24 protein-coding genes and 1 tRNA gene are annotated in these 21,432 nt (G+C 61.8%); 16 read left to right on the plus strand and 9 right to left on the minus strand.

Annotated features, from left to right (window positions below; all coding sequences use genetic code 11):
• Positions 1–182 precede the first annotated feature (182 nt).
• Both B0G76_RS01170 and B0G76_RS01175 read left to right on the plus strand, forming a co-directional pair.
• Positions 183–497, plus strand: a complete 315-nt coding sequence (locus tag B0G76_RS01170; protein ID WP_183081965.1) for a hypothetical protein — start codon at positions 183–185, stop codon at positions 495–497.
• A 41-nt stretch (positions 498–538) separates the two neighbouring features.
• A complete protein-coding gene (locus B0G76_RS01175) occupies positions 539–931 on the plus strand; it encodes a surface-adhesin E family protein (RefSeq protein ID WP_183081966.1) in 393 nt (130 codons plus the stop codon).
• Positions 932–992: 61 nt separating this feature from the next.
• Here B0G76_RS01175 and B0G76_RS01180 read toward each other — a convergent pair whose 3' ends face one another.
• The gene (locus B0G76_RS01180) at positions 993–1,715 is read right to left on the minus strand and encodes a hypothetical protein (protein WP_120289425.1); all 723 of its coding nucleotides are present in this window, start codon (positions 1,713–1,715) and stop codon (positions 993–995) included.
• Between the two features lie 381 nt (positions 1,716–2,096).
• Between B0G76_RS01180 and B0G76_RS01185 the strand changes: the two genes are divergently transcribed.
• The 4 genes from B0G76_RS01185 (at position 2,097) to B0G76_RS01200 (ending at position 5,004) form a co-directional block, all read left to right on the plus strand.
• Positions 2,097–2,789: a recombinase family protein gene (locus B0G76_RS01185; protein ID WP_120289427.1), complete on the plus strand. Its 693-nt coding sequence runs from the start codon at positions 2,097–2,099 to the stop codon at positions 2,787–2,789.
• On the plus strand, positions 2,782–3,885 hold the full coding sequence (locus B0G76_RS01190; RefSeq protein ID WP_120289429.1) for a hypothetical protein: 1,104 nt from the start codon (positions 2,782–2,784) through the stop codon (positions 3,883–3,885). The genes B0G76_RS01185 and B0G76_RS01190 overlap by 8 nt, the downstream gene beginning before the upstream one ends.
• A 46-nt stretch (positions 3,886–3,931) precedes the next feature.
• A complete protein-coding gene (locus B0G76_RS01195) occupies positions 3,932–4,627 on the plus strand; it encodes a hypothetical protein (protein WP_120289431.1) in 696 nt (231 codons plus the stop codon).
• A 176-nt stretch (positions 4,628–4,803) separates the two neighbouring features.
• Positions 4,804–5,004: a hypothetical protein gene (locus B0G76_RS01200; RefSeq protein WP_120289433.1), complete on the plus strand. Its 201-nt coding sequence runs from the start codon at positions 4,804–4,806 to the stop codon at positions 5,002–5,004.
• Here B0G76_RS01200 and B0G76_RS01205 read toward each other — a convergent pair.
• The 3 genes from B0G76_RS01205 to B0G76_RS01215 all read right to left on the minus strand — a co-directional run bounded on the left by B0G76_RS01205 (position 4,993) and on the right by B0G76_RS01215 (position 7,730).
• Positions 4,993–6,534 carry a site-specific integrase gene (locus B0G76_RS01205; RefSeq protein WP_120289435.1) on the minus strand — a complete coding sequence of 514 codons (1,542 nt, stop codon included), beginning with the start codon at positions 6,532–6,534 and terminating at the stop codon, positions 4,993–4,995. The two genes, B0G76_RS01200 and B0G76_RS01205, sit on opposite strands and share 12 nt — an antisense overlap.
• A gap of 88 nt (positions 6,535–6,622) precedes the next feature.
• Positions 6,623–6,699, minus strand: a tRNA-Pro gene (locus tag B0G76_RS01210).
• Positions 6,700–6,737: 38 nt separating this feature from the next.
• Positions 6,738–7,730, minus strand: coding sequence for a polyprenyl synthetase family protein (locus tag B0G76_RS01215; RefSeq protein ID WP_120289437.1), 993 nt, complete (start codon positions 7,728–7,730; stop codon positions 6,738–6,740).
• 239 nt (positions 7,731–7,969) lie between these two features.
• Here B0G76_RS01215 and rplU point away from each other — a divergent pair, with 239 nt between their 5' ends.
• The 4 genes from rplU to proB all read left to right on the plus strand — a co-directional run bounded on the left by rplU (position 7,970) and on the right by proB (position 11,113).
• Complete coding sequence (gene rplU, locus B0G76_RS01220) at positions 7,970–8,281, plus strand: 50S ribosomal protein L21 (protein ID WP_007180329.1); 312 nt, start codon at positions 7,970–7,972, stop codon at positions 8,279–8,281.
• A gap of 25 nt (positions 8,282–8,306) precedes the next feature.
• The gene (gene rpmA / locus B0G76_RS01225; protein WP_007180330.1) at positions 8,307–8,570 is read left to right on the plus strand and encodes a 50S ribosomal protein L27; all 264 of its coding nucleotides are present in this window, start codon (positions 8,307–8,309) and stop codon (positions 8,568–8,570) included.
• A 229-nt stretch (positions 8,571–8,799) separates the two neighbouring features.
• Positions 8,800–9,921: an Obg family GTPase CgtA gene (cgtA, locus tag B0G76_RS01230; RefSeq protein ID WP_120289439.1), complete on the plus strand. Its 1,122-nt coding sequence runs from the start codon at positions 8,800–8,802 to the stop codon at positions 9,919–9,921.
• Positions 9,922–9,994: 73 nt separating this feature from the next.
• Entirely contained in the window at positions 9,995–11,113 is a 1,119-nt protein-coding gene (gene proB, locus B0G76_RS01235; protein ID WP_120289441.1) for a glutamate 5-kinase, read from the plus strand.
• An 81-nt stretch (positions 11,114–11,194) separates the two neighbouring features.
• Here proB and B0G76_RS01240 read toward each other — a convergent pair whose 3' ends face one another.
• Both B0G76_RS01240 and B0G76_RS01245 read right to left on the minus strand, forming a co-directional pair.
• Positions 11,195–11,752 carry a CNP1-like family protein gene (locus B0G76_RS01240; protein ID WP_120296127.1) on the minus strand — a complete coding sequence of 186 codons (558 nt, stop codon included), beginning with the start codon at positions 11,750–11,752 and terminating at the stop codon, positions 11,195–11,197.
• A gap of 76 nt (positions 11,753–11,828) precedes the next feature.
• Complete coding sequence (locus B0G76_RS01245; RefSeq protein WP_120289443.1) at positions 11,829–12,575, minus strand: RNA pyrophosphohydrolase; 747 nt, start codon at positions 12,573–12,575, stop codon at positions 11,829–11,831.
• Between the two features lie 384 nt (positions 12,576–12,959).
• Between B0G76_RS01245 and B0G76_RS01250 the strand changes: the two genes are divergently transcribed.
• A complete protein-coding gene (locus B0G76_RS01250) occupies positions 12,960–14,696 on the plus strand; it encodes a proline--tRNA ligase (protein ID WP_120289445.1) in 1,737 nt (578 codons plus the stop codon).
• 12 nt (positions 14,697–14,708) lie between these two features.
• The gene (locus B0G76_RS01255) at positions 14,709–15,308 is read left to right on the plus strand and encodes a MarC family protein (protein ID WP_120289447.1); all 600 of its coding nucleotides are present in this window, start codon (positions 14,709–14,711) and stop codon (positions 15,306–15,308) included.
• A gap of 65 nt (positions 15,309–15,373) precedes the next feature.
• On the opposite strand, the gene B0G76_RS01260 is transcribed toward B0G76_RS01255, so the two are convergent.
• From B0G76_RS01260 to ffh, 3 genes are all read right to left on the minus strand, one after another.
• Positions 15,374–16,702: an IS4 family transposase gene (locus B0G76_RS01260; RefSeq protein ID WP_120289449.1), complete on the minus strand. Its 1,329-nt coding sequence runs from the start codon at positions 16,700–16,702 to the stop codon at positions 15,374–15,376.
• 158 nt (positions 16,703–16,860) lie between these two features.
• Positions 16,861–17,412: a hypoxanthine-guanine phosphoribosyltransferase gene (locus tag B0G76_RS01265; protein ID WP_120289451.1), complete on the minus strand. Its 552-nt coding sequence runs from the start codon at positions 17,410–17,412 to the stop codon at positions 16,861–16,863.
• A 143-nt stretch (positions 17,413–17,555) separates the two neighbouring features.
• Positions 17,556–18,923, minus strand: coding sequence for a signal recognition particle protein (ffh, locus tag B0G76_RS01270; RefSeq protein WP_120289453.1), 1,368 nt, complete (start codon positions 18,921–18,923; stop codon positions 17,556–17,558).
• An 81-nt stretch (positions 18,924–19,004) separates the two neighbouring features.
• On the opposite strand from ffh, the gene B0G76_RS01275 reads away from it, so the two are divergent.
• The 4 genes from B0G76_RS01275 to B0G76_RS43435 all read left to right on the plus strand — a co-directional run bounded on the left by B0G76_RS01275 (position 19,005) and on the right by B0G76_RS43435 (position 21,390).
• Positions 19,005–19,940 carry an inner membrane protein YpjD gene (locus tag B0G76_RS01275; protein ID WP_120289455.1) on the plus strand — a complete coding sequence of 312 codons (936 nt, stop codon included), beginning with the start codon at positions 19,005–19,007 and terminating at the stop codon, positions 19,938–19,940.
• A gap of 10 nt (positions 19,941–19,950) precedes the next feature.
• On the plus strand, positions 19,951–20,292 hold the full coding sequence (locus B0G76_RS01280) for a PP0621 family protein (protein WP_120289457.1): 342 nt from the start codon (positions 19,951–19,953) through the stop codon (positions 20,290–20,292).
• Positions 20,289–20,885 (plus strand): 1,6-anhydro-N-acetylmuramyl-L-alanine amidase AmpD, encoded by a 597-nt coding sequence (gene ampD, locus B0G76_RS01285; RefSeq protein WP_120289459.1) that lies wholly within the window; start codon positions 20,289–20,291, stop codon positions 20,883–20,885. Before B0G76_RS01280 ends, ampD begins: the two co-directional genes overlap by 4 nt.
• Positions 20,886–21,267: 382 nt before the next feature.
• The gene (locus B0G76_RS43435) at positions 21,268–21,390 is read left to right on the plus strand and encodes a hypothetical protein (RefSeq protein WP_259460482.1); all 123 of its coding nucleotides are present in this window, start codon (positions 21,268–21,270) and stop codon (positions 21,388–21,390) included.
• Positions 21,391–21,432: the final 42 nt, after the last annotated feature.

A 21,432-nucleotide genomic window follows, 5' to 3' on the forward strand; every position in this document is an offset into this window, starting at 1 on the left:
GTGCGACGAGCGTCCAGTCTATCAGAGGCACCCTGCGTCGTCCCGACTTTTCGGGCAGGACACCGTACTGCCGGGGTTTCGAGCGACCTGCCTCACGAGCTGCCGTGCCTTGTCGCAGCCACGCCGGTCGGATCGCTGTATCCTATCGGCGGTGAAACCGTCTGATCGATCCGGGGACGACAATGAGCATCTACGGTATCTCGATGATTAAGCTAGATGTGGCGGTGGATGAAGTGGCCGAGGCGAAGGTGCATCAATTCAGTAAGGACAAGGACGGCAGCATCGGATTAGATGAGGGTAAGGCGATGGCCTATCACGAGGTTGCCAGTCTGATCGTAGATGGTGACACCGTGTTCGTCATCGTGCCTGACGGTCCCGGCTCGTACCGCCACACCGATAAGGTTCGAGTGAAGCCGGGACAGCACGAGTATCTGGAGAGCTTCGGGGACGACGGTGCTGCGACCGCCGCATTGATGGCGCTCCCGACATACAAGTGACGTTCACCCATCATTCTAATGACGGGGCGGTCATGAGGATCGTGAAAAGACTCGCGGTAGGTCTGTGCTTGGCCGGTGTCATCAGCACGGCGGTTGCTGTCAATTGGGTCAAGGTCTTCGATAGCGACGGATTGATCGTCTATGTTGATCCCAATAGCATCAAGACGGACGACGCAGGGTACAGACTGATTTGGACTTACGGCGACTACTCGCAGAAGCCGATCACGAACGGCAACATGACGGCGACGACAATGATCGAGCGGGTCTCAGTTGACTGCAAGCTAGACCGCTACCAAGTGCTGTCCCTAAAGCTGTTCGACCATCAGGGCAACCTTCTCGGCTCCCCCGACATGACGGGCAAGCCATTTACCGACATCCCTCCCGGCTCGGCAAGCAGCTTCGTCGAGGCGGTGGCCTGTCACTCCCGTGAGTAATCCCGCCCCAAATCTGCTGTGCTTATCTGCGCGGACTTGCAACGCTGGTTGCGCGTCATGTTTAGCCGGAATTCGGCCGCCCCGCCGAGATAGTCGCACTCGAATGCGCTCCTGAGTTCTGCGGGCTGGTGGCCGTATGCGCTTGGACGAACAGGGTTCCTGCGACGCCGAGGAGGGCTCCAAGAATGGCCCCAACTATGCCGGAGAGAAGCGACACAATCAAATCGTCGCCCTTCCTTTGCCAGAATGATTTGTGGGTGTCTCTGGACACGCCGTAAAACCGGTTCTCTATGCGGGGCCCTGCGAACGTTTGCCTAGGAAAGGCGAAGGCGACAACGGCGGCCAGTGCCACGAATGTCAATGAGAGCCACGTCGTTTTGAGGTGGAGGGCGAAATAGGTCAAGGTTCCTGCGAGCGCTCCTCGAAGAAGGTTTATCAGGCCCCTCCCCGGCACGTACCCTGAACACCTACTCAAAACTTCGCTAACGCGATGGAGTAGTGCAATGCTCGGATCGGAACTGTCGAGTGCCTTTACCTGGACGCTCTCAAGGACGGTCGTCAAGTTGACGGCAGGAGCACTGGGGCGGCGGATGGTTATGTCGGGCTTTCCCCGTTCACCGAGAAATCGAAATAGATCGTCAGCGTTCTCGAACTCGAAATCGCCGCTGGTTATTTTGGGCGGATCACCGTTCACGGTCATGAAATCGATGATTTCTTCGAGGTCTTCCTTGAAGGCCCGACAGTAGGGGATGATGCGCTCTTGGCCGTTGTCGATGCGTTTCATTTGTCGTAAGAGTTCGCTGGTCAACGAATAATAGCGGACCCAATTGTGCTGCGCTTATCTGCGAGGCCCTACAGCGCCGATTGCGCACTGACCGTCCCCGTGCGGCCACCTCTAAAGCGCGAGGAGCGCGACCATCCGGGAGACGCCTTGCGCTGGAGGCGGCGTGGCAGCGGTGAGCGCGCAGCGCGCCGTGCCGTCAAGCACACCGGACCACGCGCTGACCTACTGGCGGCGGTGGGTAACGAGCTGCCGGGCTGGTACGTTAGGGCATGTCTCAACGTTACCGGAGAACGACAGGCCTAGCGGTTACGGTAATCGTACGTTGACAACCCATACGTTACTAGTTACGATTCACACACCTAAACATTACCTGAGGTGCGAATGACCGTCCGCGCTTATCTGCGTGCATCGACCGCCGACCAGAACGCCAGCCGCGCTAAAGATGACTTGACGGTGTGGGCTGCGGAGAAAGGCGCGCACATCGACACGTACTACGTCGAGAACGCGAGCGGAGCGACCGCCGACCGGGACGAGTTGCGCCGTCTGCTCGTTGAGGCGAAGCGTGGCGACGTGCTGCTAGTAGAAGCCATTGATCGTCTGACGCGCCTGAAGCTGGAGGACTGGAAGGAGCTACGCGACGAGATCAAGGCGAAGGGCGTAGTAGTTGTCGCGAAGTGGCTGGACAGTACTCACGCACGCTTGACGCAAACTCAGTCGGCGCGGCGCGACTGGATCGCAGACGCGGCGCATGAGATGGTGAATGACTTGATGATCGAGATCGCGGCGGCGAAGGCTCGCGAGGATTACGAGATGCGGCGCGCAAGGGCTGCGCAGGGCGTTGCCGACAGGCAGGCACGGGACGCACGCGGCGAGACGACTCAGAAGGGCTACGCGGGCCGCAAGGCAGATGCCGACATGCACCGCAGGATTGTTGACCTGAAGCAACGGGGCATGACGTACAGCCAGATCGCCGACACGCTGAAGACCACGAGGCCGACTATTGCACGCGCCCTGCGTGCTGCCGGACTGCTGCATGACTCCACCAGCGCAGAGACGAGCCAAAACCATGATTGACCACAAGGCGTATGAGGCGCGACTGCTGGCCGTCGAGCTACCTACGGTGGAGGAGCAGAAGGCGCACGAGGCGCGGGTGCGCAGGCGGAAGCAAGGCCGGGACACCATTGCGGACGCGCTGGCGGCCGAGGCGTGGCGTCGGGCTGCGGAGAGGCCGACGCTGGACGGGATCGTTGCCGAGGCGGAGAAGGAACTCGGCAAGCTGCTACCGAGGGGCTACAGGCGACCGGCCATTGATAGTCGGGAGGATGCGCTGTACGCGTTCCGGTTGGCTTGTCATGTTGCGGGGCACACGTACTTCAGCGATGAGCATCCGTGGAACCGGACCGCCCTGATCGACGCTATCCGGGCTGCGGAGACGCGGAAGCTCAGACCGTTCATCCGGCGCATTGCGCACTTTGCCTTCGGCCCAACGATGCGTGGCCTATGCATGCCGCCCGGTACCTTCAGGCTGGAGAAGAAGATGCTGAACGAGGACACTGACACTGTACCGAAGTCAGGGCTAGCGGCTGCGGTCTCGCGTGCCGTGGCCTTCCCCGCCGACGATGACGCGCACCCGCTGGGCAAGCTGGATGCACTGCGGCGGCTGTTCGACGGGCAGACGCCAACCCTACAGGCTGACGTGATCGACTTCGTCAGGCTCGCGTATGGCTCCGTCCCTACCTGGATGACGGTGAGGCCAGCGAAGCCTCGCGGCGGTAGGCGGGCCAGGGCTGGCCGTCCTGTTGGGGCGCGGCAGCGAGTCAAGCGTTCTGCTGAGCAGGATGAGGTCGAGCGCGTGCGTGTGGAGCGGACCCCTGACGAGAAGCGGCGGCGGCGCGTGGAGTATTGGAACCGTTGGAAGTCCGACCACGTGATGAAGAATGGCGGGGTGCTGGAACGCAACGAGCACGAGGTGCCACCTGCGGGGGGAGAGCCGGAAGACCTGCTCGCCATTTTGGCCGCGCTGGAGCCGGTTGACGCTGGTGCGGCTACCGATGAACTGGATGCGGAGTGGAACCGGAGCGCCGCGCAGGCGTGCGCCCATGCGCAGACGCACGGTGACGGATTAACGATGAACAATGTGGGGGATGAGGCAGCGGATGGCACCACCTAAGGGATTTCGCAGAACTAGGCACGAGCCTAAAGCGGGGCCGCATTGCGTGAACCCGCGTAACGGCTACCTGCCGACAGAGCGGAAGGCGCGGGCTGCATCGGCGCTTGCCGCGCCGCCGCAAGGCCAGATCATCCGTGAGCATGTGCGCGGCTGCTCGCGTTGCCAGCGGGTGTGGTCGCGGCAGATTGCGGGCGGCGTCTCCAGTGGACGTTTCGAAGCGTGGCTTCGGGGCCAGTCCAAGTTCGTTGGCTCACACTGCCCGAAGTGTGGAGGCTGGCATTACCGCGTCTCGAACGGTTCCTGTATCGGCTGCCGTAAGCCGGGCTGGAAGTTCGAGCGCGTGGCGGTGGGCGACGGCACACGCTGGCGCGTCGAGCGGGGCGAAGTGCCCCTGATGAGCGGTGCGCGCAGGCGCGAGCTACAGGAAATCGCGCAAGCAGAGAAGCATGCGGACACGACTGGAGAGGGTTTTGAGACGTTCTCACACGGAGGCGTTACGGCGCGGCGAGTGCCGAAGTCCGACAAGCTGAAGGTATCGGCTACGGGCTGGCGTGGGCTCGACGTGCCCGACTTCGGGGCATGGCTATCGACGTTCCCTGATCCGCTGGAGAAGGTGCGCGAGATTGCGGCGAACGGTGCGCCCGGTTTGCCATTGGCGCTGCGATGGGCGGGCTGGTCCGGGTTCGATGATGTGCCTGATCCTGAAGGCGTGCTGATGCGGATGCTGTTCCCAGTGGACTAGATTCAGGGTCGCACTTTGCACGCATTCCGAACCGCCTGAAGCCTTGGCTGACGGCGCACACAGACGAATTAATCAATGTGTGTGCTAGTTTGAACGATACGCGAGCGACAAGCTGCCGGGCGCGCTCGGGTCCGGCATAATCGACGCATTGCTCACTGCCCACATGGTGGCTCGACATGGAGATACCCGATACCCGTACTGACACCGCGAAGCTTCGAGTAGCGATCTCGCGCTTGATCGACGAAACGATTGAGATTCAGGAGAGCCACCGTCGTTGGGGCATGTTGGGGCCGTTTCTGATCGGGGGTGGCTCGTTCTTGGCTGCGGCGGCTTTCTTTGCCGCCTGCTTCCGCGCTGCCACGTGGCTAAAACTGTAGGGCGGGCAGCAGCGTTGCATTCAGGCCGGGAATAGTCAGGTCGTGGATGCGGAATCGCGACATGGCTTCGACCAGCGGGCGCAGCGGGTAAAACTCGCCGCCGTAGTCACTGGAGGCGTCGCCGTCATCGTGACCTTGTATGGCGTCCGCTAAGTCCTTGCCGATACTGCACTCGCGGCAGACATCCTTGAAGCCGTGCCGGAACGAGTGGAACACCATGCGCTCGTCGGTGACGCCGCACGGGCCACGAAGGTACTTGCCGAACCACTTCGACCACTGCGCCGACTCCTCGCCGTACTTGTTCGGCTTGAGATGAGGGAAGATGCGGGGCTTGCCCTTGTGGTTGTGCGCGTACTCCACGAAGCCAAGGGCGAGCAGGTCCGGGTGGATTGGGATGCGGCGGACACTGCCTGCATTCTTGACGCCTTGGCCGCGCTCCTCGTTATGGACGAATCGCATACACCAGACGGTGCGCCTTGTGCCGGTGGCGTCGAGGTAGGTTTCTTCGGATACATCATCGGGTGCTAGCTGACACAACTCCTCAAGCCGTGCGCCGGTCAGCAGACCAAGCAGGGGGAGCCAGTACGCGGCTTCGCCCGCGCCGCCAGCCGTGCGGAAGTCCTCAGCGTAGACGGGACTGGAGAAGATCGCCTGCAAGGCGGGCAGGCTGAACGAGATGCGGGCCTTGGCCTTTGCGCCCTTCTTGACCAGTACGCGTATGCCCTGCGCCGCGTTCGTCTCGGTCATCTCATTGGCACAGGCGAAGTTGAGCAGGACCGAGAGCAGTTCAAGCTGCTTGTTCGTGTTGGACGCCGATTGCCCGGAGGCAAGCAGCGCATCTTTGAAGGCGATGGCGTGGCGGCGCTCGATTGATGGGACTGGGATTAGATCAACCATCGCACGGAAGCGGCGAGCGACCAACTCCGCTTTGCGGACAGTGCGAGCATCCGGCGTGCGCTCCTTGGCCCATGCGTCGATAAGGGCAGGGAGGTACAGCGCGGACTTGCTGGCGGGGCGCCGCTGCGGCCTCTCGATGGCTTGGTGGATAGCCTGCGGCATGGCTGCCTCCTCGGCCTTAAGGCGTCGGAGGGCCTCACGTTCTATGTACATCCGTTGCAGGATCGCGTTCTCCTCAGCGATGAGCGCGTCCTCGTCTACCCCTTCGTCCCGGGCGTCCGCAATAAGCTGCTGGATGCGTTCGTATTCCTCGTCGTAGTACGTGGGACCGGTGTATTCAGGCGGGACCGCCCAATGCGGGATAGGCTCAGGGGCGTCGGCGGCGAGGATGGACTGTACCTTGCTGGAGACGGGATCGGGCGCGGGAGGGTCCGAACGTTTCGAGGAACGCAACGACGCGAACTGTTCGTCCGTGCTCAGGCTTTCGGCGCGACATAACCGGATGGCCTCGGCGCGATTGGACGTACCAAGAGCCTTCGAGATTTCTGTCTTACAGAGGAGTGGAACTAGATCGAGAGGAACGCGACGGCGGAAGTAATACCGACCGTCACGCTTCTGGAGATGGGTACACATGGAGCCCTCTGTGTAGCATCCACAAAGGGCATGTGGCCCGTCAGTGCTGGGATTGGCGGAAACTGCTTGACCAATCAACAGGTTGAATTGGTCGGGGTGAGAGGATTCGAACCTCCGGCCTCTACGTCCCGAACGTAGCGCTCTACCAGGCTAAGCTACACCCCGATTTGTACTGCTGGACTCCTACGGTGTTTCAGTCCCGTTCAAGACTGTCTTGCCGTCGAGTAAGAACATAATTCTAGCAGGCTATCTTTGAAAATGGAATCGGGAAATGAAGAAATTGCTGCAGCTGCGGCGAGCGCTTCCTGCTTCGCACACTCGAGGGTGTGGTCTAGCGCGCCGGAGCGCGTGATCGCTTCGAAAATAGTGTCGAAACGGTCCGTGCCGCCTTGCTCGATGGCTTCCCGCGCAAGCGCCGACTGTTCAGGCGTACCCCGTTCGATCAGGTAAATCAGCGGGAGCGTGGGCTTGCCTTCGCGCAGATCGTCGCCAGCGTTCTTACCCATTGATTCAGCCGTGCCCGTGTAGTCGAGCCAGTCGTCCATGATCTGGAACGCGGTGCCGATACGGCGGCCGAATTCCGCCGCCGCGGCTTCGGTTTTTGCATCCGAACCGGCCAGCACGGCGCCGAGTTGAGCGGCGGCTTCGAACAGCTTGGCGGTTTTGTAGCGGATCACCTGCATGTAGCGCGCTTCGTCCACGTCGGCGTCGTGCATGTTCAACAACTGCAGCACTTCGCCCTCGGAGATGATGTTGGTCGCCTCCGACAGGATTTCCATCACGCGCATCTTGCCCACGCCCACCATCATCTGGAACGAGCGCGAGTACAGGAAGTCGCCGACCAGCACGCTCGCGGCGTTGCCGAACAGCGCGTTGGCGGTCTGGCGGCCGCGCCGCAGATCGGACTCGTCGACCACGTCGTCGTGCAGCAGCGTGGCCGTGTGGATGAATTCCACCACCGCGGCCAGTTCATGCCGATGCCCGGTGGTCTCGCCCAGCGCGCCCGCCACCAGCAGCAGCAGCGCGGGCCGCAGCCGTTTGCCCCCGGCGCTGATGATGTACTCGGAGATCTGATTGATCAGCATCACGTCGGAAGCCAGACGGTGCCGTATGACGCGATTGACCTGCTGCATGTCTTCGGCGATCGGAGCGAGCAGGCTGGCGGCGTTGGAGGAGGGGGTGGCAGTCGACGACATGATGGCTGAATTGGGTAGTGCCGCGAATTATAAGGCGAATCGCGGCAGTTCCGGGTCGCAGGCTGCGGCACGGCGCGACGAAGGCGGCGGCAAGGCCGCGTGCCGGGGCCGGACGGCGAGGCACCGGGCGGCGCGCACGGCAACTCTCAATGAGTTTTGACCGAGTAGCTAACTCTATGTATAATCACGGGTTTCCGCGCGCGGTGCGTGGGAAAAATGAACACAGAGTGAGGTTCTCAATGTACGCGGTCATAAAAACCGGTGGCAAGCAGTATAAAGTTGCCGTCGGCGAAAAACTTAAAGTAGAACAGATACCGGCAGACATTGACGCTGAAATCACGCTCGACCAGGTTCTCGCAGTGGGCGAAGGTGAATCGATTAAGTTCGGTACGCCGCTGGTCAGTGGGGCTTCCGTCAAGGCTACCGTCGTGTCGCAAGGTCGTCACGCAAAAGTGACCATCTTCAAGATGCGTCGCCGGAAGCACTACCAGAAGCATGGCGGCCACCGCCAGAACTATACCGAACTGCGCATCGACGCGATCAACGCGTAAGCGCAACGGTTAAGGAGCAAATCAAATGGCACACAAAAAGGCAGGCGGATCATCCCGCAACGGCCGTGACTCCGAATCGAAGCGCCTTGGCGTGAAGGTTTACGGCGGTCAGGCTATCAACGCTGGCGGCATCATCGTTCGTCAACGTGGTACGCGTATGCACCCGGGCGAAAACGTCGGTATCGGCAAGGATCACACCTTGTTCGCGCTGACGGACGGCCACGTCAATTTCTCGACGAAGGGCGCAGCGAAGAAGCACATGGTCAACGTCGTCCCGGCAGCAGTCTGAGTTTAATCAGGCACGGGCTTCAGGACCGGAAAAAGGCCCCGCGAAGTTCGCGGGGCTTTTTTTATTGCAGCGCTTTTTGTCCGAAGAATGGGCGGATCGAATGGCCATGTCGGCGCGATTAGCCGATCGGCTGATTGCTCACCGCACGGCGGGCGCGGCAAAATAGCATCATCTGAAAGCATCAACCCAGCAGCACCATCTAGCAGCACACCACGGGACGGAGTTACGCATGAAGTTCATTGACGAAGCGAGGATTGAAGTCATCGCCGGCGACGGAGGGGATGGCAGCGCGTCGATGCGCCGCGAGAAATTCGTTCCGTTCGGCGGCCCGGATGGCGGCGACGGCGGCCGGGGCGGCAGCGTGATCGCGGTCGCAGACCGCAACATCAACACGCTGATCGACTACCGCTACGCGAAAAAACATTTGGCGCGCAACGGCGAAAACGGCCGCGGCGCGGATTGCTACGGCAAGGGCGGCGACGATATCACGCTGCGCATGCCGGTCGGCACGACCATTTCCGATATGGAAACCGGCGAGCTGATCGCCGACTTGACCGAGCACAACCAGAGCGTGCAGATCGCGCAAGGCGGAGCGGGCGGTCTCGGTAACCTGCATTTCAAATCCAGTACGAACCGCGCGCCGCGTCAAAAGACCGACGGCAAGCCCGGCGAGCGCCGCATGGTGCGCCTCGAACTGAAGGTGCTGGCCGACGTCGGTCTGCTCGGCATGCCGAATGCCGGCAAGTCGACCTTCATCTCGTCGGTGTCGAACGCACGGCCGAAGATTGCGGATTATCCGTTCACGACGCTCGCGCCGAATCTCGGCGTGGTGCGTGTCGGGCCGAGCCGCAGCTTCGTGATTGCCGACATTCCTGGCTTGATCGAAGGCGCGGCGGAAGGCGCCGGTCTCGGTCACCAGTTCCTGCGCCACCTGCAGCGTACCGGCCTGCTGCTGCACATCGTCGACCTCGCGCCGTTTGACGAGGCGGTTGATCCGGTCGCGGAAGCCAAGGCGATCGTCAACGAGCTGCGCAAATATGACGAACTGCTCTATGAGAAAACCCGCTGGCTCGTGCTGAACAAGCTCGATATGGTGCCCGAAGACGAGCGCGAAGCGCGCGTGTCGGCATTCCTTGAAGGCTTCGGCTGGGATGGCCCAGTGTTCGAAATCTCGGCGCTGACCGGCCAGGGTTGCGAGAGTCTTTGCTACGCGGTGTATGACCACATCGCTGCGCATTCAGACGCGCAGCGCGCGGCCGAAGCGGAAGATCTCGCCGCTGACGTGCGTTTCCGCGAGAAGCCGGAAACGCCGGCTGCGGCCGCAGACGACTCCGCCGCCGACCCGCAGTAATAACAAGCCTGAGCGCCGGGGGCTGCAAGGGCTGCCGGCCTGCATCACGCGTCATCTTGGGAGACCGCGCACAATGCGTTCCGTCATCGCAGAATCACGGCGATTGGTAGTGAAAGTTGGCTCCAGCCTCGTCACCAATGACGGGCGCGGCCTCGATCATGCCGCGATCGGCCGCTGGGCCGCTCAGATTGCCGCACTGCGCGCGCAAGGCAAAGAAGTCGTGCTGGTCAGCTCGGGCGCCATTGCCGAAGGGATGCAGCGGCTCGGCTGGACCAAGCGGCCACGCGAAATCGACGAATTGCAGGCGGCCGCGGCTGTCGGTCAAATGGGCCTCGCGCAGGTCTACGAAAGCCGCTTCGCCGAGCATTCGATCCAGACCGCGCAGATTCTGCTGACCCACGCCGATCTGGCCGACCGCGAACGCTATCTGAACGCGCGTTCCACGTTGCTGACGCTGCTGCGTCTGGGCGTTGTGCCGATCATCAACGAGAACGACACGGTCGTCACCGACGAAATCAAGTTCGGCGACAACGACACGTTGGGCGCGCTGGTCGCGAATCTGATCGAAGGCGACGCGCTCATTATCCTCACCGATCAGCAAGGACTTTTTACCGCCGACCCGCGCAAGGATCCGAACGCAACGCTCGTCCAGCAGGCGGATGCTGGTGCGCCAGAACTTGAAGCGATGGCGGGCGGAGCGGGTTCGAGCCTGGGCCGCGGCGGCATGCTGACCAAGATTCTCGCCGCCAAACGCGCGGCGCACAGCGGCGCCAATACGGTGATCGCGAGCGGGCGTGAAGCGGATGTGCTGTCGCGGCTGGCCTCGGGCGAGGCGATCGGCACGCAGCTGATCGCGCGCACGGCACGCATGGCGGCGCGCAAGCAGTGGATGGCCGATCACCTGCAAGTGCGCGGCCACGTGGTCATCGACGACGGCGCGGTCGAAAAGCTGACCGAAGGCGGCAAGAGTTTGCTGCCGATCGGCATCGTCGGTGTGCAGGGCGCGTTTGCACGCGGCGAAGTGATCGCCTGCCTGAGCGCGACAGGCCGTGAAGTGGCGCGTGGCCTGACGAACTACAGCAGCACGGAAACCAAGCTGATCCAGCGGCGTCCGAGCGGCGAGATTGAATCGGTGCTCGGCTATATGCTGGAGCCTGAGGTGATCCACCGCGACAATCTTGTGCTGGTCTGACTTCCGGGCAAGGCACGCGACTAACAAAAAAGCCGTTTCAGCGTGAGCTGGAACGGCTTTTTTACATTCGCGAAAACCGCCTTAGTGAATCAGCGAGGTTTGCGTGCGTTTGTAGCGGATGTTCTCGACAATCTGCTGCGCTTTGCCGATCGGCATCTTGTTCGCACAGAAATAATCCTGATACAGCGATGCCTGATAGGCGTTCAGCGCGCCATTCTCGATACGCCGGAAGTCGTTGGCGACGGTTTGGTCCCAGCCGTCGTGATCGGCGTTTAGCCCCGCGTACTGGCGCCATTCATACGTATCGCAGCGAATTCCTTCGTAGTTCACGTTGCGCGCGCCGCTCGAGCTCGTGACGACGACGGTGTAGCGCACCACGCCGTCGGTGCCGACGCTAAGCGAATTTTTATCGATCGCGAAGTGCAACGGCGTGTTGCCAGAGACCTCGAAAGGCAGCAGATTCGAGTCTTGCGGCAGCGGCGGTAACGTGTCCACCTTGTTTTCAACCCAATTGCTCGGCCGGTCCAGCAGGTAGGCAAACGTGCTGTCGTCCTGATTGGTGGGTTTGCCGGCGCTTGAGCAACCAGCCAGCAGGGCGCCGGTGGCGACGCACGCCACGACGAGAGCAAGTGCTTTCAATATGGTTTCCTCGAAAGACTGGCACGGCTCATCGAGCCGCGCCAGCAGAGGCGGCGTGGGCAGCCGCACAGAGTTGTTAATTGCGTACGCCGGGACGGAACAGCGAGCCGGCGGCGGTTTCGCGATCCGATTCGTCTTCGTGTTCCGACCCGGAGCCAACCTCGGCTACCGACCCGGAGCCCGGACCGCAATCAGACGCGATCGTCGTGTGAATCGACGTTTCGATGCTGAGTGTGGTCACCGAGGTGGTGACCGTCATCATCGTCGAATCCGGCGGACTTTCCATTGACGACGCTATCCGGGGATAGCGGGGCCCATGGTGTCCGACAGGTTTTTCCGCACGCGGCGCAGCCCGGCGCATGAAACGGGATAGCTCCGTCAGCGCCAACTGATACACATCCCGCTTGAACTCGATCACACAGTCGAGTGGCACCCAGTACTCGTTCCAGCGCCACGCATCAAACTCAGGGTGGTCGGTGGCGCGCAAGCAGATGTCGCAATCGCGTCCAACCATCCGGAGCAAAAACCAGATTTGCTTCTGGCCGCGGTAATGACCGCGTACTTCGCGCTTGATGAACTTGTCAGGCACCTCGTAACGCAACCAGTCGCGCGTGCGACCGATCACCTTGACGTGCTCAGGAAGCAGCCCGGTTTCTTCGTGTAACTCCCGATACATCGCTTGCACGGGGGTCTCTCCGTACTTGATGCCCCCTTGCGGAAACTGCCAGGAATGTTCACGGAGCCGTTTGCCCCAAAACACCTCGTTGTGCGCGTTCAAGAGGATGATGCCGACGTTCGGGCGAAAGCCTTCACGATCCAGCATACAACCACCTTCGAATCCTTTAAAATTGCTTTGATTATAAACAGATAACGGACCCGACGCACCGATTCGCACCAGATTGGAACGATTCGCCGCAAAAGGCCTGCTTTTGCGGTAGCCTGACAGCCTTTCCGTGCCTTACCCCTTGCTGCAAAGGCTTTGCGCGGCGGTTTCAGCGCCGCGATCGGGCCGGTTTTGCCGGGGGTTTGTTTGGGTTTTGCCTGGTACAGGTGTGTGCCATTCGCCGGAGCCGAGCCGGGTTCTGGCGAGACTCTAGCCGGGTGTCCGGCGAGTCCGTGCCGGCTCTAGGCCGGGTCTGTGTCGATTTCCCCACCGTTTTCACCTTTCGGGCGGTCCCTCCGGAGCCGCCGCTTTTGGAAAATCTGAATGAAAGCTTCCCGTTTCTTTATCGGCACGCTGAAAGAAGCGCCCGCCGACGCCGAGATTGTCAGCCACAAGCTCATGGTGCGCGCCGGCATGATTCGCCGCGTCGCCGGTGGCATTTATAACTACCTGCCGGTCGGTCTGCGTTCGATCCGCAAGGTTGAAGCCATCGTGCGCGAAGAAATGAACCGGGCAGGCGCGATCGAACTGCTGATGCCCGCGGTGCAGCCGGCCGAACTGTGGCAGGAATCGGGCCGTTGGGAAAAGTACGGCCCCGAGCTGCTGCGCGTCAAGGATCGCAAGCAATCCGATTTCGTGATTGGACCGACCCATGAAGAAGTGGTTACGGATATCGCGCGCGGCCAGATCAAGAGCTACCGCCAGTTGCCGGTGAACTTCTATCAGATCCAGACGAAGTTCCGCGACGAGATCCGTCCGCGTTTCGGCGTGATGCGCGGTCGCGAGTTCATCATGAAAGACGCGTACTCGTTCGACAAGGACGCGGAAGGTCTGCGCGAGTCGTATCGCAAGATGTATGACGCGTATGTGCGCATCTTCACGCGTCTCGGCCTGGATTTCCGTGCGGTGGCGGCGGACAACGGCTCGATCGGCGGCAGCGGCTCGCATGAATTCCACGTGATCGCCGACACGGGCGAAGACGCGATCGCGTATTGCCCGACCTCGGAATTCGCAGCGAACGTCGAAGCGGCCGAAGCGTTGCCGCAGTACGCGGAACGTGCGGCGCCGACCGAGGCGATGAAGAAGACTGCGACACCGGGCAAGGCGAAGTGCGAAGCCGTGGCTGAACTGCTGAACATTCCGCTCGAGCGCACGATCAAGTCGATCGTCCTCGCCACGGAAAACGAAGGCGCCGAGCCGGCCATCTGGCTGCTGATGCTGCGCGGCGACCACGATCTGAACGAAATCAAGGCGAGCAAGCTGCCGGGACTCGCCGATTTCCGCATGGCGACCGAAGCCGAGATTATCGAAACGTTCGGCACGCCGCCGGGCTACCTCGGTCCGATCAACACGAAGAAGCCGGTCAAGGTCGTCGCGGATCGCACGGTCGCGAACATGAGCGACTTCGTGGTCGGCTCGAACGAGGTGGACTATCACACCACCGGCGTGAACTGGGGCCGCGATCTGCCGGAGCCGGTCGTCGCCGATATTCGCAACGTGAAGAAGGGCGACCCGTCGCCGGACGGCAAGGGCGTGCTCGATATCTGCCGCGGTATTGAAGTCGGCCACGTGTTCCAGCTCGGCACGAAGTACTCGGAGGCGATGAACGCCACGTGCCTCGACGAAACCGGCAAGCCGCGCCCCATGGAAATGGGCTGCTACGGCGTCGGCATCACGCGTATTCTGGGCGCGGCGATCGAACAGAATTTTGACGACAAGGGCATCATCTGGCCGGAGTCGATCGCGCCGTTCGAGGTCGTGCTGTGCCCGATGGGTTATGACCGCAGCGATGCCGTGCGCGAACAGGCCGACAAGCTGTACGCGGAGTTGGTCGCAGCTGGCGTCGACGTGATCCTCGACGATCGCGGCGAGCGCCCTGGCGTGATGTTCGCCGACTGGGAGCTGATTGGCGTGCCGCATCGTCTGGTGATCGGCGATCGTGGTCTCAAGGACGGCAAGCTTGAGTATCAAGGCCGCCGCGACGCCGAAGCGACGCTGCTGCCGGTCGAGGACGCCGCGCAAACGGTGATCGGCAAGGTTCGCGCCGCGTTGGCGCGCTAAGCGGAGCGGACGGTGGAGTACACCTTCCTGTCCGCGACCGTCCTGCTGATTCTGATCACTGACCCGCTCGGCAACATTCCGCTCTTTGTCAGTTGCCTGCGGGCCGTGTCGCCGAAGCGCCGCACGATCGTCATCCTTCGTGAGGTGGCGATCGCCTTCGCGATCCTGCTGGTGTTCATGGTGGTCGGCGACCGCTTCTTGCGCATGATGAGTCTGACCGATCAGTCGTTGCGCATCGGCGGTGGAATCGTGCTGTTCCTGATTGCGCTCAGGATGGTGTTTCCGCATCCGGACGGTCCGTTCGGCGGCGACACGCGCGGCGGCGAGCCGCTCATCGTGCCGCTCGCCATTCCGGCGCTGGCGGGTCCGTCGGCGCTCGCAACGGTGATGCTGTTGACGTCGCAGGCGCCGGGCAAGATGTTCGAGTGGATCGGCGCACTGACTGTCACGATGGTCGTCTGCGCGATCGTGCTGATGCTGGCGGAGCGGATTCAGGCGTGGCTAGGCGAACGCGCGATGATGGCCTTCGAGCGCTTGATGGGGCTCGTGCTGGTGGCGATCTCGGTGGAGATGATGCTTGGCGGTATCCGGTCTTTTGTGCATCAGCTTTGAGTGAGATCCGGTGCACGGTTAACAAGCCTGGCAAACAAAAAAACGAACTCAAGCCGTAATGCCGTTCAGTTAAGGTTCTTTTTCAGGTATCGAACGGTGTAACGGAAAGGTCTGGATTTAACGGCCCGAGCGCACCTGCGCCCGGGCCGTTTTTCGTTGGGAAGTTGCTTTAGGCGTTCACGCAAACGCTTGAGCAAGGCGGGGAGCTTGCCGTACGAGTGTGTCGCTGCCGCCCATGTCATTTCATACTGGAACATGTGGAACGCGCGAATAAAGCTCAACGCTTCTGGCGCACACCGGGCCTCAAGTGCGGCTTTGGCCATCTCCAGTCGAATCAGGTTGTAGGCGATCAGGCTCCCCCACACTTCCTGGTAGATCCCTTCCACGGTCTGGCTACGAAGGGTCAGCTCCATGCCCAGCATCGACTGCTTCAGCGCGTGATAGCTGGTCTCGATTTGCCAGCGGCGTTCGTAACACGAAACGATATCGGCCGGTTTGAAGCGTCTTCTGTCGGTCAGCGAGCTCAGCAGGATGCGTTGACGCCCGCGTGCGTCAACGCTCAGAATCGCGCGTGCCTGCCAGAACTCAGGCAATCCGGGACATTTTTTTCGGGCCTGGGGCGACACACGCATGCGTACCATCTGGTCGCCGGGTTGACCTGCCACCACGTCCCAGCACGTATTGGATTTGGCGGGAATGATGAAATGCCGATTCTGGCCGCCTGCGACCAGATTGCACAGGATCTGTGCCGACAGAAACCCTTTGTCGAACACTGTGATGGAGTTCTCAGGTACGCGAGGGATGAGTTTGCCAGCCGATAGCATCTCGTTGATGCCGTAGGGGCCGAACTCGACGTCGCGCACCAGGTGCGTGGGAATGGCGGTGAGCGTCACTGCGCGCAGCTGGGGATAACTTCCCACCCGGTCGTGCACGCACGCCGGGGCACCGAAATGATCTCGGTTGGCCGCGCTGTCGGGCGTGCGCAACGTCGTGCCGTCCAGGGCGAACAGCGAGAATCCTTTGAACTGATATTGCGCCTGATCCTGAGCGACCCAGTTGCGGGCCGATTCGCGAAACAGCCAGGCCAGAGGCGCGGCTCCGATGCGCTGTCGTGCCTGAGCCACCGCGCTTTTGCTGACAAATGACGCGTCGCGTGCAGGTAAGGCGAGATCAAGCTCGTCCACGACCTCGCTGATCGACTGATGACGGTACAGCGCCAGTGCGATGACCAGCCACACCACCTGCTGCGCCGGCAAACGTCGCCGACGAATACTGGCCACACCGGTCGCCTGGACCGCATCCTCGATCCAATCGTAGGGCGGATGCTCGCCCAGCCGGTTCAGATCGACAGGCTGCTGCGATTCGACAAGATAGGTGAGGTCGTCGGCAAGCATGGCGATGCAAGTTAACATCGCCGTCCGCTGTTTACAACCGGTTTGTTTGGGTCAAACAAAAATGCCGTTCAGTTGCTTAACTGAACGGCATTAGGCCCGCGGGCCGCTTTTTTTACGTCGATGCGCGCCGACAAGGGCGGCACTGAAGTAGCCAGGCTTTAAGCGCCCTCGGTCAGCGCACGAATAGTCTGCAGGTTGCGCCAGTAGCCCTTGGCGTCCATCCCGCAGCCGAACACGTAGCGGTCCGGCACTTCGAAACCACAGTAATCCGGGCGCAGTGGCTTCGCCTTCGGGATGATCTTCTCGCACAGCACGGCGCTCAGGAAGCGCTTCGCGCCCATGGCGAGGATACGGTCGCGGATCGCGGCCATCGTCTCGCCTTCGTCGAGAATGTCGTCGAGCACCAGCACGACGCGATCCTTCACCGACTCGGCCGGCGCCACGCGCCACTGCATCTCATTGCCGCCTTTGGTGGTGTTGCGATAGCGGGTCAGGTGGATGTAGTCGAACTCGAGCGGGAAATCGAGGTGCGGCAGCAGCATGCCGGTGAACACCGCCGCGCCGCCCATCACCGACAGCACGAGCGGAAAGTCCTCGCTCATCTCATTGCGGATAGCGGTAGCCATGCCGCTGATCGACGCGTTGACGTCATCGGCCGAAACGATTTCTTCGGAGTGGCTAAAAATGTGGAGAGCTTCTTCGCGGTTCATGACGTCTGACGGGCGGTAACTGTATACATAGTGTGAGTGAGAGCGGCGGTGTGCGGTACAGAATAAACCCGCATAAATCCGGAGTCAGCCGCGCGTGCCGTTGTTCATGCACGGAAGCACGCGCGCCGCCGTCTTGCTAGAGCTTAGCGCATGCCGGGCATCATGCCCTTCATGCCGCGCATCATCTTCTGCAGATTGCCGCCCTTCAGCTTTTTCATCATCGTGCGCATCTGGTCGTACTGATTCAGCATGCGGTTGACTTCCTGCACCTGCACGCCCGCGCCGGCGGCAATGCGGCGTTTGCGGGTGGCCTTGATCAGATCGGGCTTCGCGCGCTCCAGCGGTGTCATCGAATTGATGATGCCTTCCATGCGGCGCATCTGCTTTTCGGCCTGGCCCATGTCGGCGCCGGCGGCAGCTTGCTGGAACTGGGCCGGCAGTTTGTCCATCAGCGACGACAGGCCGCCCATGCCCTTCATTTGCGTGAGTTGCGCGCGGAAATCGTTGAGGTCGAAGTCGCCGCCTTTCTTGACCTTGTCGGCGAGCTTCTGCGCGGCCTGAACGTCCACGCCGCGCTGTGCTTCTTCGACGAGGGCGAGAATGTCGCCCATGCCGAGAATCCGGTTCGCCATGCGATCCGGATAGAAAATTTCGAGGCCGTCGAGCTTTTCGGCGACTCCGACGAACTTGATCGGCTTGCCCGTCACGTGGCGCACGGAGAGCGCAGCGCCGCCGCGCGAGTCGCCGTCGAGCTTGGTGAGGACCACGCCGGTGAGCGGCAATGCGTCGCTAAAGGCCTTCGCCGTGTTGACCGCGTCCTGACCGAGCATGGCGTCGACGACGAACAGCGTTTCCGCCGGTTTCAGCGTGCTGTGCAGCGCGGTGATTTCCTGCATCATCGCTTCGTCGATACCCAGACGGCCGGCCGTGTCGACCAGCAGCACGTCGTGATAGTGGCGCTTGGCCCAATCGACTGCGGCGATCGCGATATCGACCGGCTTCTGATCGGGTTCCGACGGGAAGAAGTCGGCACCGACCTGCTCGGTCACCATCTTCAACTGCGCGATTGCAGCCGGGCGGTAAACGTCGCACGAGACGGTCAAGACCTTCTTCTTGTACTTTTCGCGCAGAAGCTTGGCGAGCTTGCCGACCGTGGTGGTCTTACCGGCGCCTTGCAGACCCGCCATCAGAATGACGGCTGGCGGCGTGACGGCGAGATTCAGTTCGACCGCCTTGCCTTCATAGTCGCCGCCGATGATCGCGGTCAGCTCGCGCTGCACCACGCCGACCAGCGCCTGACCTGGCGACAGGCTGCTGATCACCTCTTCGCCAAGCGCTTTTTCTTTCACCTTGGCGATGAATTCGCGCACGACGGGCAGTGCCACGTCCGCCTCGAGAAGCGCCAAGCGCACTTCGCGCAGCATTTCCTGGGTGTTCGCCTCGGTGAGCCGGGCTTCGCCGCGCAGTGTCTTGACGACGCGCGCCATCCGTTGAGTCAGATTGTCGAGCATGGGGTGCGATGAACAGTGCGGCCGGAGCGGGGCGCGATGCGGGAGACGTCGCGGAGCAGGGGCCTAGTGTAAACTTCGAATATGGATATTGTACTGTATGCCCTCACTGCGCTCCTCTACGGCGGTCTCGCCGTGGCCGGCTGGCGCTCGCACCGGCACACCGCCGTGCGCCCCATGCTTGAGAGCGTGCCGGCGGTGCCCGTCGCCGCGGGCAGGCCGGGCGCATCGGGTTCGTCGGTTGCTTCCGGCATGAGCAGCTCGGGCCGCGCGCTGCTGTTTGTCGCGCTGCTGGCGCACGGCGTGCTGCTGCATACCACCATCTTTCCTCAGAACGCGATGGTGTTCGGTTTCGCGTTCGCGCTGTCGGCGATGTTCTGGCTCGGCGCCGGCATCTACTGGATCGAAAGTTTTTTCTTTCCGCTAGACGGCCTGCGTCTGCTGGTGTTGCCGCTCGCCTGCGTCGCTTCTTTATTACCGCTGGCATTCAATGGTGTGCGCGTGCTGCCGTATTCGGCCGCGCCGATGTTCAAGCTGCATTTCCTGATCGCCAATATCGCGTACGGTTTGTTCGCGATCGCGGCGCTGCACGCGATTCTGATGCTGATGGTCGAGCGGCGTCTGCACGCCATGCGCGGTGGCATGTCGCAACGGAATGCGGCTGCGGCGGGCAACGGCTGGCTGTCGAGCTGGCTCGATACGCTGCCGCCGCTGCTCACTTTAGAAAAGTTGCTGTTCCGTCTGATCGGCGCCGGGTTCGTGCTGCTTACGCTCACGCTGGTGTCGGGCATCCTGTTCAGCGAGCAACTGGTCGATCGCGCATTGCGGCTCGATCACAAGACTGTCTTCGCGATTCTTTCCTGGGTGATGTTCGGCGCGCTGCTGACCGCGCGCAAGGTGTCCGGCTGGCGCGGCCGTGCGGCATTGCGCTGGGTGCTGGCGTCGTTCGTCGCGCTGCTGCTGGCGTACGTCGGCAGTCGTTTCGTATTCGAGGTGCTGTTGCACCGCGCTGTAGTGTGAGTGTTCTGCCATGCGACAAATTTTTCTGTTGATCCTGTTGTTCATCGTCGGCCAATGGCTGGTCAAGGCGCTGCGTCGTCATGACGCGCAAGCGTCGCAGCGCACGGGCGCTGGCGCGAATGGCGCCGCCGGTGCCAGTGGTGCCAGTGGTGCAAAAGGCCCGAACGGCGCGGCGCGTGGGCCGAATGCGCCGCAAGCGCAGCCGCAGCTCGCCGAACCGATGATCCGCTGTGCGGAGTGCGGCGTGCACGCGCCGAAGAGCGATTCCGTGGTGGTGGCGGGGCAGGCGTTCTGCAGCGCCGCGCACGCGCAGCGTCATGGCGCGCGTCCTTCGGGGCGCGACGCCCGATGAGCGTCGCGTTTACCGTCGACGCCGACGGTTGGGTGAGCACCGCACGCAAACTGCCATCGCCGAATTTCGAAGCACGACCCGAAGGCGCGGTGCCCACGCTGATCGTCGTGCACAACATCAGCCTGCCGCCCAATGAGTTCGGTGGCACGGCGATCGCCGAACTGTTCCTGAACACACTCGACTGCGACGCCCACCCGTACTACGACAAGCATCTGCGCGGCGTGCGGGTCTCGGCGCACTTCGTGATCCATCGCGACGGCGCGCTCGAGCAATTCGTGTCCTGCAACGAGCGCGCATGGCACGCCGGCCCATCGAATTTTTTCGGCCGCGAGCGCTGCAACGATTTCTCGATTGGCATCGAGCTGGAGGGCAGTGACGCAACTGCTTTCGAAGCGGCGCAATACCGCACGCTCGGCGCACTGGTGACGGCGCTCAAGGCGCGTTATCCGGTCGAAGGGCTTGCCGGTCACTCGGACATTGCCCCCGGCCGCAAGACCGACCCAGGGCCCCATTTCGAGTGGCAACGTCTGCAGCGCGACACCGCGTTGGCGGATCAGTACTTCCCCTATCTCAAGTTTTCCAAAACGCCGTAACGACCCTGCGTGCGACTTCGCGTGATGCGAGGAGAACAAGGCGCTGCCTTGTTCTCCGGGGAGTCGGCATCGCGCTGCGTTCGCGCCGCGCGATGCAAATGTCAAGCCTTCGAAAGCAAATAAATCGATTTGACCTGTCTTGAAACTACACTATACTTGGTGCCTGAAATTCAGTTTTGCACTATATCTTGTGTTGCTCTGTGCATAACCATGTGAATAACTGAGTGCACAACTGGGTGCATAAGTCGGCGGCGCCCACTCTCCGAGCATGGCGCCGCAGGCATTCCGGGCAGCGAAAAAATTCCTGCGGCGGTGCCGGTAGCGGGAACCGGCAACGTCCAGAAACATTCAGGAAAAGGGCCAGAAAGTGATCGCGATACACATGATGAAGACCGTTATCAATTCGAACCAGGCTTCATCGCTGTCGCATCCCGCCACCCAGGCGAGCCAGCCGTTTTCCTGCACCCCATCGCTTGCGCACGCGGCGGCGCAGCGTTCGTTTTAATCCGCGGCTTTCTCCGCAACATTTCCAAGACCAGGAGCTTTG

It is taken from the genome of Paraburkholderia sp. BL23I1N1 (assembly GCF_003610295.1).
GTDB lineage: Bacteria > Pseudomonadota > Gammaproteobacteria > Burkholderiales > Burkholderiaceae > Paraburkholderia.

Excerpts from the sequence above, each read along its gene's own strand:
- B0G76_RS01180 (WP_120289425.1), bottom strand. The coding sequence starts at position 1,715 with ATGAAACGCATCGACAACGGCCAAGAGCGCATCATCCCCTACTGTCGG.
- B0G76_RS01280 (WP_120289457.1), top strand. The coding sequence starts at position 19,951 with ATGCGACAAATTTTTCTGTTGATCCTGTTGTTCATCGTCGGCCAATGG.
- B0G76_RS01170 (WP_183081965.1), top strand. The coding sequence starts at position 183 with ATGAGCATCTACGGTATCTCGATGATTAAGCTAGATGTGGCGGTGGAT.
- rpmA (WP_007180330.1), top strand. The coding sequence starts at position 8,307 with ATGGCACACAAAAAGGCAGGCGGATCATCCCGCAACGGCCGTGACTCC.
- B0G76_RS01260 (WP_120289449.1), bottom strand. The coding sequence starts at position 16,702 with ATGCTTGCCGACGACCTCACCTATCTTGTCGAATCGCAGCAGCCTGTC.
- B0G76_RS01185 (WP_120289427.1), top strand. The coding sequence starts at position 2,097 with ATGACCGTCCGCGCTTATCTGCGTGCATCGACCGCCGACCAGAACGCC.
- B0G76_RS01190 (WP_120289429.1), top strand. The coding sequence starts at position 2,782 with ATGATTGACCACAAGGCGTATGAGGCGCGACTGCTGGCCGTCGAGCTA.
- rplU (WP_007180329.1), top strand. The coding sequence starts at position 7,970 with ATGTACGCGGTCATAAAAACCGGTGGCAAGCAGTATAAAGTTGCCGTC.
- ampD (WP_120289459.1), top strand. The coding sequence starts at position 20,289 with ATGAGCGTCGCGTTTACCGTCGACGCCGACGGTTGGGTGAGCACCGCA.
- B0G76_RS01245 (WP_120289443.1), bottom strand. The coding sequence starts at position 12,575 with ATGCTGGATCGTGAAGGCTTTCGCCCGAACGTCGGCATCATCCTCTTG.
- B0G76_RS01275 (WP_120289455.1), top strand. The coding sequence starts at position 19,005 with ATGGATATTGTACTGTATGCCCTCACTGCGCTCCTCTACGGCGGTCTC.
- B0G76_RS43435 (WP_259460482.1), top strand. The coding sequence starts at position 21,268 with ATGATGAAGACCGTTATCAATTCGAACCAGGCTTCATCGCTGTCGCAT.
- B0G76_RS01265 (WP_120289451.1), bottom strand. The coding sequence starts at position 17,412 with ATGAACCGCGAAGAAGCTCTCCACATTTTTAGCCACTCCGAAGAAATC.
- cgtA (WP_120289439.1), top strand. The coding sequence starts at position 8,800 with ATGAAGTTCATTGACGAAGCGAGGATTGAAGTCATCGCCGGCGACGGA.
- proB (WP_120289441.1), top strand. The coding sequence starts at position 9,995 with ATGCGTTCCGTCATCGCAGAATCACGGCGATTGGTAGTGAAAGTTGGC.
- B0G76_RS01200 (WP_120289433.1), top strand. The coding sequence starts at position 4,804 with ATGGAGATACCCGATACCCGTACTGACACCGCGAAGCTTCGAGTAGCG.
- B0G76_RS01215 (WP_120289437.1), bottom strand. The coding sequence starts at position 7,730 with ATGTCGTCGACTGCCACCCCCTCCTCCAACGCCGCCAGCCTGCTCGCT.
- ffh (WP_120289453.1), bottom strand. The coding sequence starts at position 18,923 with ATGCTCGACAATCTGACTCAACGGATGGCGCGCGTCGTCAAGACACTG.
- B0G76_RS01250 (WP_120289445.1), top strand. The coding sequence starts at position 12,960 with ATGAAAGCTTCCCGTTTCTTTATCGGCACGCTGAAAGAAGCGCCCGCC.
- B0G76_RS01205 (WP_120289435.1), bottom strand. The coding sequence starts at position 6,534 with ATGTGTACCCATCTCCAGAAGCGTGACGGTCGGTATTACTTCCGCCGT.